This is a genomic window from Vibrio sp. J502 (assembly GCF_025397955.1).
Lineage (GTDB): Bacteria > Pseudomonadota > Gammaproteobacteria > Enterobacterales > Vibrionaceae > Vibrio > Vibrio anguillarum.
In genome coordinates, this window is the sequence record NZ_CP104554.1 from 3,130,971 (window position 1) to 3,144,550 (window position 13,580).

Annotated in this window: 12 protein-coding genes and 3 pseudogenes; 9 read left to right on the forward strand and 6 right to left on the reverse strand. The window is 45.7% G+C overall.

The genetic code is table 11. The annotated features are described in order from the left end of the window. Positions 1–289 precede the first annotated feature (289 nt). Entirely contained in the window at positions 290–1,459 is a 1,170-nt protein-coding gene (locus tag N5E84_RS14580) for a tetratricopeptide repeat protein (RefSeq protein WP_095661322.1), read from the reverse strand. A 246-nt stretch (positions 1,460–1,705) separates the two neighbouring features. On the opposite strand from N5E84_RS14580, the gene tnpA reads away from it, so the two are divergent. The 3 genes and pseudogenes from tnpA to N5E84_RS14595 form a co-directional block, all read left to right on the forward strand. Then, complete coding sequence (gene tnpA, locus N5E84_RS14585; protein ID WP_050934229.1) at positions 1,706–1,978, forward strand: IS66 family insertion sequence element accessory protein TnpA; 273 nt, start codon at positions 1,706–1,708, stop codon at positions 1,976–1,978. Between the two features lie 44 nt (positions 1,979–2,022). Next, a complete protein-coding gene (gene tnpB / locus N5E84_RS14590) occupies positions 2,023–2,376 on the forward strand; it encodes an IS66 family insertion sequence element accessory protein TnpB (RefSeq protein ID WP_019282201.1) in 354 nt (117 codons plus the stop codon). A 117-nt stretch (positions 2,377–2,493) separates the two neighbouring features. Then, a pseudogene (locus N5E84_RS14595) lies at positions 2,494–3,231 on the forward strand (transposase); the annotation flags it as partial. A gap of 57 nt (positions 3,232–3,288) precedes the next feature. Here the strand turns inward: N5E84_RS14595 and N5E84_RS14600 are convergent. Next, positions 3,289–3,619 (reverse strand): annotated as a pseudogene (locus N5E84_RS14600) (integrase core domain-containing protein); the annotation flags it as partial. Position 3,620: 1 nt separating this feature from the next. Between N5E84_RS14600 and N5E84_RS14605 the strand changes: the two are divergent. Beyond that, positions 3,621–3,935: pseudogene (locus N5E84_RS14605) on the forward strand (IS4 family transposase); the annotation flags it as partial. A gap of 126 nt (positions 3,936–4,061) precedes the next feature. Here N5E84_RS14605 and N5E84_RS14610 read toward each other — a convergent pair. Beyond that, positions 4,062–5,399, reverse strand: coding sequence for an MATE family efflux transporter (locus N5E84_RS14610; RefSeq protein ID WP_095661321.1), 1,338 nt, complete (start codon positions 5,397–5,399; stop codon positions 4,062–4,064). Positions 5,400–5,546: 147 nt separating this feature from the next. Then, a complete protein-coding gene (gene tpiA, locus N5E84_RS14615) occupies positions 5,547–6,320 on the reverse strand; it encodes a triose-phosphate isomerase (RefSeq protein ID WP_026027419.1) in 774 nt (257 codons plus the stop codon). 292 nt (positions 6,321–6,612) lie between these two features. On the opposite strand from tpiA, the gene N5E84_RS14620 reads away from it, so the two are divergent. Together N5E84_RS14620 and N5E84_RS14625 are read left to right on the forward strand one after the other, a co-directional pair. After that, positions 6,613–6,960 (forward strand): 5-carboxymethyl-2-hydroxymuconate Delta-isomerase, encoded by a 348-nt coding sequence (locus N5E84_RS14620; RefSeq protein ID WP_017043199.1) that lies wholly within the window; start codon positions 6,613–6,615, stop codon positions 6,958–6,960. Between the two features lie 17 nt (positions 6,961–6,977). Continuing rightward, positions 6,978–7,403 (forward strand): DUF805 domain-containing protein, encoded by a 426-nt coding sequence (locus N5E84_RS14625; RefSeq protein WP_029190043.1) that lies wholly within the window; start codon positions 6,978–6,980, stop codon positions 7,401–7,403. A 77-nt stretch (positions 7,404–7,480) separates the two neighbouring features. Here N5E84_RS14625 and N5E84_RS14630 read toward each other — a convergent pair whose 3' ends face one another. Beyond that, positions 7,481–7,819, reverse strand: a complete 339-nt coding sequence (locus N5E84_RS14630) for a DUF3135 domain-containing protein (protein WP_013855858.1) — start codon at positions 7,817–7,819, stop codon at positions 7,481–7,483. Positions 7,820–7,935: 116 nt separating this feature from the next. Then, a complete protein-coding gene (locus N5E84_RS14635; RefSeq protein ID WP_017043200.1) occupies positions 7,936–8,553 on the reverse strand; it encodes a helix-turn-helix transcriptional regulator in 618 nt (205 codons plus the stop codon). 252 nt (positions 8,554–8,805) lie between these two features. On the opposite strand from N5E84_RS14635, the gene N5E84_RS14640 reads away from it, so the two are divergent. The 3 genes from N5E84_RS14640 (at position 8,806) to ltrA (ending at position 13,575) form a co-directional block, all read left to right on the forward strand. Further along, the gene (locus tag N5E84_RS14640; protein WP_010317634.1) at positions 8,806–9,096 is read left to right on the forward strand and encodes a co-chaperone GroES; all 291 of its coding nucleotides are present in this window, start codon (positions 8,806–8,808) and stop codon (positions 9,094–9,096) included. Between the two features lie 69 nt (positions 9,097–9,165). Continuing rightward, positions 9,166–10,800, forward strand: coding sequence for a chaperonin GroEL (gene groL, locus N5E84_RS14645; protein ID WP_013855861.1), 1,635 nt, complete (start codon positions 9,166–9,168; stop codon positions 10,798–10,800). 1,122 nt (positions 10,801–11,922) lie between these two features. Next, positions 11,923–13,575: a group II intron reverse transcriptase/maturase gene (gene ltrA, locus N5E84_RS14650; RefSeq protein ID WP_019282866.1), complete on the forward strand. Its 1,653-nt coding sequence runs from the start codon at positions 11,923–11,925 to the stop codon at positions 13,573–13,575. Positions 13,576–13,580: the final 5 nt, after the last annotated feature.

Sequence of the window (13,580 nt, forward strand, 5' to 3'; positions counted from 1 at the left end):
CCGTCGCAACAGTGCTGCAACGCCAAGTTGTTTCGGTATATATGCCGGTTTTCCAGTCTAACAGCGAAGTTAGAGACAGATTACATAGTTACTCGCAATACACTTATTGGCTAACGTTTTTGCTTGGTTTAATTGTGATGGAGTTAAAACCGTATCAGGAATTATTAAGTAGTTGAACCGTTCTAATCCAGGACGAACCCTGATGTGACCGATGATGGTCAGAAACGAGCTGCAACATTTTTCCCGTAACCAAATTTTTCTCGACGTTTTCGCCCAGAGCATAATTTAACTACAGATTCCACATTGCGGGGCCAAAGCCTTGTTGAGCGGCTTTGGTGTACCACTCGAATGATAGCTCTGGATCACTGGAAGAATAATGAAAACCGAGTTGATTTTGAGCCGGTGCATAACCTTGAAGTGCCGATTTTTCATACCATGTAAAAGGCTGAAAGATATCTGGCATGGTTTGGCCACTACGGGTTCGTTGTCGCAAGGTTTTGTTAAGTTGCTGGCCATAATAGAATTGATTTTCCGCGTCTCCTTGCTCAGCAAGTAGCTGCACTAGATAATTTTTAGCTGTCTGATGTCCCAAACGCGTACCTTCTCGCAGATGAAATTCCGCTTGTTTGATGTCTTTATCGATACCGGTTCCATTAAAATAGATAAAGCCAAGTTTTGCATGTGCGGACGCAAATTGTTGTTCCGCTGACCTTTGGTAGTAGTTTATCGCCTCTTGTATTTGTCCCGACTGCTCAGCGTAAGACCCAAGAACGAACTCCGCATAGGCATGTTTTTGCTGCGCTGCTTTTTGCATCCATTCCAAGGCGTCGTCGTGATTTTTCATGACCCCCTTGCCTTCAAAGTACAAACGCCCAAGCTGATATTGTGCATCGGCATTGCCCGCTTGTCGATAGAGATCAGCCCGTTTGTCACCCTTTTGAACTAGGTTAGGATTCGCTTCTAGCAAACGTGCCAGTTCATAACGTGCATCGTTATTGTCTTGCTCAATGGCTTGTCGAAATAGTTGTTCAGCGGCTTCAACATCAACCCACACAATCCAATCTTCTGTATATAGGCCATTGATATACCAGCGTCCCAATTCTGTTTGTGCTGCGCTACTGCCACCATTCGCTGCCTTTTTGAGCCATTGTAAGGCCGGCTTGGCGTCCGCCACCATCTGAGTGGACTCATAGTCGCGTTGGAATTGTCGTGCTATCTGATATTGTGCTTGCGGATCTCCCTGTTGTGCAGCCTGATGAAACCAGCCCAATGCTTTGGTTGGAGCGGCTTCAACTCCTTGTCCCTCAAGCAACATGAGACCTAGTTGATATTGCGCGTTTCGATCGCCTTGCTCAGCGTTGCGCTTGACTTGCTGATAGTCTAAAGGCGCATCCTCTGGGACAGATACCTGCGAGTAGATAAGACAGGATAGGCTGAATATGATGTCAATAAGGAGCAAGGAGCAAAATTCGAGTTATCATAACAAGATTAAAAATAAAGGCGTCGTGGATGCTATCGCAGTTGAGTAGAGCACCGTAGATAATCAGTAGGAGCTCGTACACATATCACTTATTTTGGCTCTTGAAAAGCCTTTTCCGCTAGAAAATGCTCACCTTACGTAAACCGTAAACACGTCATAAACCCCGCATTCTAATCAACCTCAGCACGCAATACGATCAAATCTCCAATCTCAAGGAGATTTGAAATGGCAAAACGACGCACCAACCAAGAATGGCAAAACCTGTTTGAAAAATACCAATCTAGTCATCTATCCCAGCGGGTCTTTGGTGAACGTAACGGGCTAAGTATGTCTACCTTTTATACCAAACGCCAGCAGTTACAGACTACTGAGTCAGCCAATATCGGCGGCTTTGTTAAAACAGAAGTTATCGAAAAAACGACTCGCTACCAAGTAGCTCAAGCGCCCGTCGCCAACATAACATTATTTATTAATGATGTTGAACTCAGTACTCCATAAGGTACACCTGCCTCGTATCTGGCAGAGTTAATCGGAGCACTATCATGAAACGAATGTTGAGCGCCCCTAATGTTTATCTGTATCGGGAGTACGTGGATGTTAGAAAGTCTATCAATGCCCTGGCGGCGATTGTCGAGTCCGAAACCGATTTGCCGCTCGGCACGGGCGCACTGTTCCTGTTTAGCAATAAACAACGCGACAAAGTCAAAGTGTTGTACTGGGATAAAACGGGCTTCGCCCTGTGGTACAAACGGTTGGAAAAAGCCAAATTTAAATTGCCCAATCAAGAGAAAAAACAGGTGTACACCCTGACTCAATTTGACTTGGATAGACTATTATCTGGCTTCACGACAATCAGCTATAAACCGATAAAAATAGACAGCGTTACAATGAGTTAATGACGATAAAAATCAGTTATACCAAGCCTTGGTGTGGTGTTTTTAGTATAATCAATGCCATGAAAAAGGCGCCCAATAATTAACCCTGACAGCCAAGACATCGCCGAGCTTCAAACTATGGTGACAGCGTTGATGTCGGAGAAAAATGAGCTGCAAAAGAAGGAAGCGCAATGGCAGCAAGAGCGCCAATCCTTAATCGAACAGTTCCAACTCGCCCTTGACCGCCAGTTAGCCAAACGCTCGGAAGCGTTAAAGCATTATAATGGAGCACTGGGCGACCTCTTTAATGAGGTGGAATGTGAAGCGGCGAAGACCGCAGTGAAAAGCTGGAGTTCACGCCCGCCGTCTTAAAAGTATGGGAATATGTTAGCCCCAAATACGCGTGTCGTCGATGTGAACAGCATGCTGAAAAAAGCCACATTTACCAACAACCCACACCAGAAAGAATCATTCCCAAAAGCTTCGCTACCGAAAGTCTGCTTGCCAACATTATTTTAGGCAAATATCAGCATGAGCCAAAATCCAAAAGCTGTATTCACTGGAATCGCGATTAAAACTCGCTTCGACTGGAGAGTGTTGATCTGAAAGACAATCCCGTGCCAAACCCTTGCTGGATGACCTCTATGACTGGTTAACGTCGCAGAAAGTCATTGAATCGAGTCCTCTTGGAGAAGCCATTAAGTACACCTTTAGTCAGTGGTCTAAGCTGATACGCTATGTGGAAGATGGGCATTTATCTACCGGCAACAACCGAGCGGAACGCGCAATCAAATCGCTGGTCATTGGCTGAAAAAAATTGGTTATTCTCGACGAATCCACTTGGTGCTGATGCGAGTGCTTTGCTGTAGCATCATCTAGACGGCGAAAGTGAACGGACTGATACTTTACGATTACATGGTCAAATTGTGTGATTCATAGAGATGGTTTCAATTTTCTTAGCTGGAGATCGAGCTTGTAATTCTGCTCTTGAAACCTCTCTTTTCTGATCTGGTAGTGCTGAGATACCTCTTCAGACAGAGGTGTTTGATCAGAGGTCTCAGTAATCCTGTCTATCGGTGTTAGACCCTTTAACGAGCTGCGAGGCCGTTCCCTGTTGTAGTAGTGTTAGTAGCAGATCCAGCTCTTCCAGCCCCACAGAAACATCTATAGTTGGATAGAACTCACTTTTATCTGTTTTCTGTGAGCGTTCAACTTTGCCATTCAAGTGAGGCGAACCAGGCTTGTTGGGGTGAAACTTGATTCCAGTTGAAGAGCTTCGAGTACAGAGTAAAGACGACTTAGATAGATTGACGACCATTTATGCTTTTTAGCCGTAAGGATCTTCCAGTTGAAACTTGCCAATGAGCAAGTTGAAGATATTAGTTGTGAGGAAATCCTGTCCCCAAGAGCTTGGAAGTTGCTTTGGGTGAAGAGAATCAAGACACCGCTCCCAGAGGGAATACCTACTGCAAAATGGGCTTATGCACATCTCGCACGATTTGGAGGCTGGAAAGAAAGATAGCAAAAGAAATGGAAGAGCGTCAGTTAAGACGCTCTGGGAAGGATGGCTTAAATTATAAGCTATCCTCGAAGGCTACGAACTCGCCCTGTCTCTTGAACAAGACTTGTGATCAAGAGACAGGCATGAATGCTGGCTTTTTTATATTTAGTTCACCACGACGTGCTTAACCAGATAAATGGTAGCATTAGCGAAACAGGTAAGTTCGTTTTAGACACAGGGCGTAGTAATAACCCAGCAGCCCACCTAAGGTATTGCCTGCGGCAATCCCGATAAACAGCCCTTCGACATCATAGAGATACGAACCTAACCACGCGGCAGGAAGAGTGAACACAAACAGCCGCATAACGCTCCACTGAAAGGCGCGCATGGGTTGATGCAATGCATTCAATCCAGAGACAAGCATCATCACAATGCCTTGAAAGCCATAGCTCAGTGGCACCACCAGCAAATAGTGCCACAATAGATCGCGCACCGAGGGCTCTTGAGAAAATAGGGCTGACAAAGGGATGCTCAGCGGTACCATCATCGCAAAAATCATCAATTGAAATACGATAGAAAAACGCATGCTGAGGAACAGGCCAGCAAAGCTACGCTCAATATTTTTTGCGCCGATGTTTTGTGCCATAAAGGGAGTCAGTGCTGAGGTTAGTGACATCAAGACCAAAATGAGTATCGACTCAATACGCTGCGCGGCGCCGTAAGCGGCCACGGCAGCCGTGCCATGGCTTGCCAGCATTATCATTAATAGCGCGCCAGAGAGTGGATTCATTGCATTGGAGAGTGCCGCTGGTGTGCCCACTTTTAAGATCTGCTGCCAATCATGCCATAAAGTAGGAAAATACGGCCATGCCAATAATTTTTCTCTTTTGATTAAGACATATAGTGATCCACACAGTGCACCTAACCAACTGAATGCACTGGCAATAGCAGCACCTTGGATTCCTAATTCAGGGAAAGGGCCATAACCAAAAATCAGCAGCGGATCGAGCAGACCGTTAATACAACCTGCGAGCATCATAATTTTAGCCGGCGTTTTAGTATCACCTGTGGCTCGAATTGCGCTGTTACCAGCCATGGGAATAACGAGCAAAGGAATGGTCAAATACCAAACCTGCATGTATTGCTCAATCAAAGGGATTAAATCGTCAGTGGCACCAAGCAGTAGGAAGAGTGGCTTAATGGTCAGTAAACCCAGAATTGAAGCGAATGTCACCAGCACCACAGCCAGCAACACGCCGTGACTAGAAAAACGCGCCGCATTTTTAGCGTCACCTTGAGCGAGTAAGCGGCCAATACTCGTCGAAAGTCCAATACCAATTCCCATGGTAATGCAGTTGACCGCAAAGGTGACGGGAAAGGTAAAACTGATGGCGGCAAGAGATTCGGTGCCCAGTAGTGAGATAAAAAAGGTGTCGACCAAGTTAAACATCAAAATCGCGATCAAACCAAAAATCATTGGGATCGTCATTTGACTGAGCACATTTGGAATTGGGGCGGTTAATAGGCCGTGTTTATCGTGCATTACTGGCAACGTAGGTTAAGCAAAACGTTAGGATACTTGATTCTGGCGATCGCGACTATAGCTGCTAGGATGGGAAGTGTGACGAGAGTGAAGAAACAAAAAAGGCCAGCAAATGCTGACCTTCTTAACGATAATTAGTGTGAATAATTACGCTTTTTTCGCTTCAGCTGCTGCTTTTGCGATAGCTGCAAAGCTTTTCGCATCAAGTGCCGCGCCGCCAACTAGAGCACCATCAATGTCTGGTTGTGCGAAGTAAGCTGCTGCATTTTCAGGTTTTACAGAACCGCCGTATTGGATAACGACATTCTTCGCGACTGCTTCTGATTTTGCAGCAATGTGCGCGCGAATGGCAGCGTGAATACGTTGAGCATCATCTGCTGTTGCTGCTTTACCTGTGCCGATCGCCCAGATTGGTTCGTAAGCGATGATCGCACCTTCTAGCGCTTCAACACCTTGAGTGTTGATCACAGCGTCAAGTTGACGTGCACATACGGCTACTGTTTCGCCAGCTTCGTTTTGTGCTTCAGATTCACCGATACAAAGTACTGGTGTTAGGCCATTTTCTTTTAGGAATGCAAATTTTTGCGCCACAAATTCATCGGATTCATTGTGGTATTCACGACGCTCTGAGTGACCAATGATGATGTGTGTTGCACCGAATTCTTTCAGCATTGCTGGAGACATATCGCCAGTGAATGCGCCACTGTTGTGTACGTCGCTGTTTTGGGCACCCAGAATGATCGCGCTACCCGCATCGGTCAGAGTGCGCTCTGCTAGGTCAATAAAAAGTGCTGGTGGAGCAACGGCTACGTCAACACCCGTTACGCCTTCAAGCTCTGCATTCAGACCATTTAGCAGCTCAACAACCATCTCTTTGCTGCCGTTTAGTTTCCAGTTACCCATAACTACAGGATGACGCATAGGAATATCTCCATTATCTATCAAAGTTAAAATGAATGAATGTCAAAAATAAACGTGATTGCGAAAGAATATAACAGATAAAATCGGTCAGATCATGATTCGAGTCATGACTTTATGGGATCTTAAGCAATGCGTGACACCCCTTATCAGTGATCAGATAGACAGAATAGTCGATAATGGCTCGGATTTTACGAGATTAATTGCTATTAGTGGCTGTTAAAAGAAAAGCTAGTGATACCAATAAGACTCACCAGTGTTGAAATTTGATCATGAATGAAGAAAAGGAATTCGTATGCCCAACCTTGTTATGGAATACTCGAACTCTGTGGATGAACGTGTGAATGTTCAAGGGTTATTGGAAGATCTTCACCAAGTCGCACTTCGCTGCGGATTATTTGACGCTGACTCAGTGAAATCACGGGCGCTACGCTGCCACCATTGGTGTATTGGTGAAGAGGGCGACAGTGTTGATTTTATTCACCTCAGCTTTGATTTGCTGTCAGGGCGGACACCTGAACAAAAAAGAGAGTTGTCACGTCAATTAATGGCGGTATTGCAACAGCAAGCTAGTCAAGTCAGGAGTCTGACCGTGAATGTGCGTGATATGGATAAAGATTGCTTCCAAAAGGTTGTAAATTAACCATTTTAGGTAACAAGATGTCAATTAAAGAACTGCTATTTTCATTTCAAGGACGCATCGGGCGCAAAGTATTTTGGATGTGGAATCTCTGTTATTACGCGTCCATTATGGGCTTCGCACTCGCTGCAAACCAAATGTTTCCTGCCTATACGCACCTGATCTTGCCGCTGTTTTTGCTAGTGGTGTTACTGCCTGATTTGGCCATCACGGTAAAACGTTGGCATGACAGAGATAAGTCTGCTTGGTGGTTATTGCTTAATGTCCCTTTGGTGATAGGCCGTATGAGTATGCCTTTTGCCAGTGCCGAGATTGCCACTCAAGCCAGTATGACAGAGTCATTGGTATCGCTGGTCGCACTGGTTTGTGGCTCATGGATTTTAGTCGAATGTGGTTTTATGAAGGGAACGCAAAGCCGCAACCGCTACGGACCTGAACCTGAGTAAACTTGATAGAAAACAAATTGATAAAACAACAGGAGGCCAATGCCTCCTGTTGTTTTAAAAAGCTTCAAATAGCGAGGTTAACGCCAGTCGCTGTGGCGCGGCACAAATGGAATGATGGTCGCGCTCGGTTGAGTGCGCGCCGATTCGCCATCTAAGGCATTTCTAAATTTCATCATCTGTTCGCCGAGCTCACGCATCAGCATAACATTAGCATGGACAGGGTTTTTGCATTGGCTCACCACCAAGTCAATGTGACTTTGCTGAGCCCATAACCTGTCTTGCATGTTGTTGGAAGAGGAGAGGATCATCTCTTCACAGATATCTTTTTTCAGTTGCGTAAAGGCATCTGGATTATGTTTGGCAAGTTCAACCAACTCATCAAAAGAAGGTAAGGCCTGTTTTTGAGGGGGCTCCATATCTTTCTCCTTTACACTATTTCTCTGTTGATTATTTTATCAACACAATGAAAGCATAACCGATCAATGAGGTAGGAGTTGGAACGAAATCGCCATTTCTTACTAATGAGACGATCTTAGCGTGGTGTGATTTGATAACGGCAGCGACGCTCACCCATAATGATGTGTTCGCTCCGCTCAACTACATATTGCTCACCGATCAACGTTTGGAAAATATTAAGTTCAGATTGGCACAGATTAGGGCAGCGTGCCGCAGCTTTACAGATAGGGCAATGGTTCTCAATTAAAGTGTAACCGTTCGTTGATGGTATGAGCTCTGCCATATAGCCTTCTTGCTCACGAAGCGTCACTAGCTTAGCTAGTTTTTCTTCTAAACTGTGGCAATCAATTAATGCTTGTTGATACTGTGCTAATGTGTGAGCTTCACGCTCTGCCGCCACTTTGGCTAGTCCTTCTTTACCAAAAAGGTGCTCAACAGCATCAATCACTTGGATGATTAACTCGCCATGCCGATCAGCAAATTGGTCGTGGCCTTGTTGTGTCAAAGACCAGTGTCGAGTAGGGCGTCCGACTTTTACTTTGACATCATGAAACGCCACAATGCCATCATCTTCCAAACTTTGTAGGTGCTGGCGAGCCCCCATGGTGGTAATACCTAGGTCGTCGGCCAGTCGTTTAGCGGTTACCGCTCCATCGCGTTTGATGGTTTGAAGTATTCGGTCAATGGTTTTCATCGCATTCCTCTGTTTGCCTTATCTATTATGAAGAAGCAGCTTAATAAAGCAAATTATTGACTATACAGGATGAGCCGCTAGTAACTTTTGTCAGCACAGAACCAAGATTCGCTATCAATTCGTTAAATAGATCACAAAATTTTCGCTTTCCCCCCTTGGGATCCCTTGCTTGCTCCCCCACATATCACTCACGAGCTGAGTAATCAGCCTTTTCATAAACCTAACGGAAAATCTAATCAGGAGAGACGACCGATGAACATTCGTCCATTACACGACCGAGTTATCGTTGAACGCCAAGAAGTTGAATCTAAATCTGCTGGTGGCATTGTTCTAACAGGTTCCGCTGCAGAGAAATCGACTCGCGGCGTCATCTTAGCAGTAGGCAAAGGCCGAATCCTTGAAAATGGTTCGGTACAACCGCTGGATGTCAAAGTAGGTGATACGGTTATTTTTGCAGAAAGCTACGGTACTAAAACGGAAAAGATCGACGGTAAAGAAGTGCTCATTATGTCTGAAAACGACATCATGGCGATTGTCGAGTAAGCATTGAGTAATTTTTGCTCTGATTCAAAAACGATTGATTAAAACAGAATTTAGAAAAGGAAATTAAAGATGGCTGCTAAAGACGTTAAATTTGGTAACGATGCACGTATTAAAATGCTAGAAGGCGTTAATATTCTAGCCGATGCAGTAAAAGTCACCCTTGGCCCTAAAGGCCGTAACGTTGTGATAGATAAATCGTTTGGTTCACCTATTATCACCAAAGATGGTGTCACTGTTGCGCGTGAAATTGAACTGGAAGACAAATTCCAGAACATGGGTGCACAAATGGTGAAAGAAGTTGCTTCTCAAGCTAACGATGCAGCGGGTGACGGAACGACAACCGCAACGGTATTAGCGCAAGCGATCATCACTGAAGGCTTGAAAGCTGTAGCAGCGGGTATGAACCCAATGGATCTTAAGCGTGGCATCGACAAAGCTGTCGTGGCGGCGGTTGAAGCGTTGAAAGAGCTTTCAGTACCTTGTTCAGACACTAAAGCGATTGCGCAAGTGGGTACTATTTCTGCGAACTCGGATTCAAGCGTGGGTAACATCATTGCTGAAGCGATGGAAAAAGTGGGCCGAGATGGCGTTATCACTGTTGAAGAAGGCCAAGCACTGCAAGATGAACTCGATGTAGTGGAAGGCATGCAGTTTGATCGTGGTTACCTATCTCCTTACTTCATTAATAACCAAGAAGCGGGCAGTGTTGATCTAGATAGCCCATTCATCCTATTGGTTGATAAGAAAATTTCTAACATTCGCGAACTGCTTCCTGCACTTGAAGCGGTAGCAAAAGCTTCTCGTCCACTACTGATTGTGGCGGAAGATGTTGAAGGTGAAGCATTGGCGACGCTAGTTGTGAACAATATGCGTGGTATTGTAAAAGTTGCTGCCGTGAAAGCACCTGGTTTTGGTGATCGCCGTAAAGCGATGCTACAAGACATTGCTACCCTAACGGGCGGTACTGTGATTTCTGAAGAGATCGGTCTTGAGCTTGAAAAAGTGACCTTGGAAGATCTAGGCCAAGCGAAGCGCATCTCTATCACTAAAGAAAACACCACCATCATTGATGGTGCAGGTGAAGAGCAAGCCATTAAAGGTCGCGTTGCACAAATTCGTCAACAAATTGAAGACGCAACTTCAGATTACGACAAAGAAAAACTACAAGAACGCGTGGCCAAACTGGCAGGTGGCGTTGCAGTGATCAAAGTCGGTGCAACCACTGAAGTTGAAATGAAAGAGAAGAAAGATCGCGTAGAAGATGCACTGCATGCAACTCGCGCAGCCGTTGAAGAAGGCGTGGTTGCGGGTGGTGGTGTTGCACTGATCCGTGCGGCTGCTAAAGTTGCGGGCCTTGAAGGTGACAACGAAGAGCAAAACGTAGGTATTCGTGTTGCACTACGTGCGATGGAAGCACCAATTCGTCAAATCGTGAAAAACGCGGGCGAAGAGGATTCTGTTGTAGCTAACAATGTTCGCGCTGGTGAAGGTAACTATGGTTACAACGCTGCGACGGGTGAATATGGCGATATGATCGACATGGGTATTTTGGATCCAACCAAAGTGACTCGTAGTGCTCTACAGTTCGCAGCTTCAGTCGCGGGCCTCATGATCACCACAGAAGCTATGGTGACTGAGCTACCGAAGAAAGAAGCGGCAATGCCTGATATGGGCGGCATGGGCGGTATGGGAGGGATGATGTAGTGCGACGAGAGTCGCGTAGGTAGCTAGCCGAGCGGGCTACGTCCATAGTAACCACTAACTTTATGTTGTGGTTACTATCCCACCCGCCAAAATAGCAAATAAATAAAACCCGATATTCGGGCTTAACCCAAGCCCGAATATCGGTCCTCGTAAGAGGTCCGATTTTAGGCATGGGCGAAAGTTTGTGTCCCTCGCTTTAGGCGAATGATATACGTTGAAGCAGCGCTATCAGTGTCTGTGAAGTAACAGGAATATTCGTGTCTTATTTAAGCTTGAGCCACCTGCACGGTGCGAAGCTGTTTTCATTATTGTCTTAGCCAATTTCTTACTCGGACGGGTAGGTTATTGGATAGTAAGACCTGTTGTTCAGCCAATAGTAGCCTAGGGATAGTGCATCTGCGGTAACGCGGTGTGCGGAGCTTCCTGATAATGTACCCCCACGCAAGTGGTTAACCCTTGCTGCGAAGTGAAGGTTAAGACAATCGCTAATAGCAGGCGGTTTAGGGGCTAGGCTGGGTTATATGGTTAACGTAAGTGAACTACTGATAAACACCGTCAGCCTCGACGAGCGTAACGCTATTGTCGTGTCGATTAATTATCCCTTTGGGAAGATTAGTCGTCACTAACGCTCCGACCAAAAGGTATATGGCCGGTTATCTCTTTTACATCTGGGGATACGCTGACTCATGCGCCATCGGTGGATAGGTAGAACCTAAGTAACTTATGTAATGAAAACGGAACTCGGAAACCCCGTATCCTCGCCTATCAATAGGCAGGTAACTCACAAGAGAAACTGTCGAGGGTGCGGGCATAGGAGAGCAGAAAAAGCGAAAGCCAGGTTGTAATGAGCTGGATAGAAAGACAACGTGCTTTCACCGGAAACGGAGCCCACGTCTGCTTGGTCTTTAATTGTGTGAAAATCAGTAAAGCCGTTAAGTTCTACGGTAATTGAAACTGTCAGAGTCCAATCGTGGACATTACCTTTCCTATTTGAGGATTTCGAGTACTGACAGCAACAAACTCAAGCCTCATAGGGTAAATCTCTGCCCTATAGGGTACAGATGCGCCTTGTGTTGTTTGATTAACTTATCGTTAATGGAGGAAAGCAAGGTGCATACATCAATGCAAATTGACGTATCTGCATCCTCCCACCAGACACAGCAATGGCACAGCATCGACTGGTCACTAATGTATCGTACGGTGAGAGGGCTACAGGTCCGGATCGCAAAAGCAACGAAAAAATCTGACTGGCGACAAGTCAAACGACTGCAACGCATGTTAACTCGTTCGTTTGCTGCCAAGGTGATAGCCATTCGGCGTGTCACCGAAAACAGAGGGAAAAACACTCCGGGTGTTGATGGAGAAATTTGGAACACTCCGGTTTTGAAGTGGGGAGGCATAGATCAGCTGACGCGTAAAGGTTATAAGCCTAGGCCGTTGAGGCGAGTCTATATTCCTAAAGCTAATGGCAAGCGTAGGCCGCTGGGAATACCAACCATGCGTGATAGAGCAATGCAGGCACTATACCTGTTAGCTCTTGAACCCATATCGGAAACCACGGCGGATCGAAACAGCTATGGCTTTCGCCCGAATCGCTCGTGTGCTGATGCTATCGAACAATGCTTCGTGAATCTCAGTCGCAAGGCTAGTGCTCGTTGGGTGCTGGAGGGTGATATCAAAGGGTGTTTTGACTTTATCAGCCATGATTGGCTTATCACCAATATTCCTATTGATAAGGTGATACTCAAGAAGTGGCTGAAAGCCGGATTCATGGAATCTGGGACGTTTTACTCGACGGAGGCGGGTACACCGCAAGGTGGGATTATCTCACCTGTACTCGCTAATATGGCCCTAGATGGACTGGAAACGGTGCTTGAAACCCACTTCGGGAAGAAGAACACAAAAGCCAGCTACAAAACTAAGGTCAACTATGTGCGTTATGCAGATGACTTTATCATCACTGGGATCTCGAAAGAGCTACTAGAAGATAAGGTCTTACCAATAGTTGAAGCCTTTATGGCAGAACGTGGGTTGCAATTGTCAGCAGAAAAAACGCTGATCACGCACATAGACGACGGGTTCGACTTTCTCGGGCAGAATTTGCGTAAATACGATGGCAAGATGTTGATTAAGCCGTCAAAGAAAAACGTGAAGAATTTTCTGCGCGGTATACGAGATTATCTCAACAGCCATAAAACGGTGCCAGCTTCAGCGGTGATAGCGAAGTTAAATCCGATGATCAGAGGATGGTGCGATTATCACCGCTGGGTATGTGCGAGTGAGACATTCAAGTATACCGATTACCGGATCTGGAAAATGTTGTGGCAGTGGTGCCGCCGAATACATTTGAATCGCCGTAAGCGCTGGATTAAAGACAAATACTTTAAAACAGTGGGTGATAGAAACTGGGTATTCAGTGCACCGAAACCGAAAGGGGAAGACGGTCACTACCGCTTGCTGAGTGCAGCGAGAGTGAAAGTCGATAAACATGTGAAAATTCGGGCAACAGCGAATTGTTACCTACCAGAGGACGAACAATACTTTGAACGTCTGAAGATGCAAAGATTAAAGAAATCTTTGTCGGGTAACTGGAAGCTGTGGAAGATTGTCGAGAGGCAAGATTACAAATGTGTTGTATGTAATCAGCAATTTCACTCGGAGGACGAATGGGATATTCACCATATCGTCAGAAGAGTGGATGGCGGCTCGGACATCAGCTCGAATTTGATGATGTTGCATATTAACTGTCATAAACAAATTCACAGCAAAGAGTGAACTTT

Coding starts and splice junctions, on each gene's coding strand:
- tnpA (WP_050934229.1), top strand. CDS start 1,706: ATGGCAAAACGACGCACCAACCAAGAATGGCAAAACCTGTTTGAAAAA.
- tnpB (WP_019282201.1), top strand. CDS start 2,023: ATGAAACGAATGTTGAGCGCCCCTAATGTTTATCTGTATCGGGAGTAC.
- N5E84_RS14610 (WP_095661321.1), bottom strand. CDS start 5,399: ATGCACGATAAACACGGCCTATTAACCGCCCCAATTCCAAATGTGCTC.
- tpiA (WP_026027419.1), bottom strand. CDS start 6,320: ATGCGTCATCCTGTAGTTATGGGTAACTGGAAACTAAACGGCAGCAAA.
- N5E84_RS14620 (WP_017043199.1), top strand. CDS start 6,613: ATGCCCAACCTTGTTATGGAATACTCGAACTCTGTGGATGAACGTGTG.
- N5E84_RS14625 (WP_029190043.1), top strand. CDS start 6,978: ATGTCAATTAAAGAACTGCTATTTTCATTTCAAGGACGCATCGGGCGC.
- N5E84_RS14630 (WP_013855858.1), bottom strand. CDS start 7,819: ATGGAGCCCCCTCAAAAACAGGCCTTACCTTCTTTTGATGAGTTGGTT.
- N5E84_RS14635 (WP_017043200.1), bottom strand. CDS start 8,553: ATGAAAACCATTGACCGAATACTTCAAACCATCAAACGCGATGGAGCG.
- N5E84_RS14640 (WP_010317634.1), top strand. CDS start 8,806: ATGAACATTCGTCCATTACACGACCGAGTTATCGTTGAACGCCAAGAA.
- groL (WP_013855861.1), top strand. CDS start 9,166: ATGGCTGCTAAAGACGTTAAATTTGGTAACGATGCACGTATTAAAATG.
- ltrA (WP_019282866.1), top strand. CDS start 11,923: ATGCAAATTGACGTATCTGCATCCTCCCACCAGACACAGCAATGGCAC.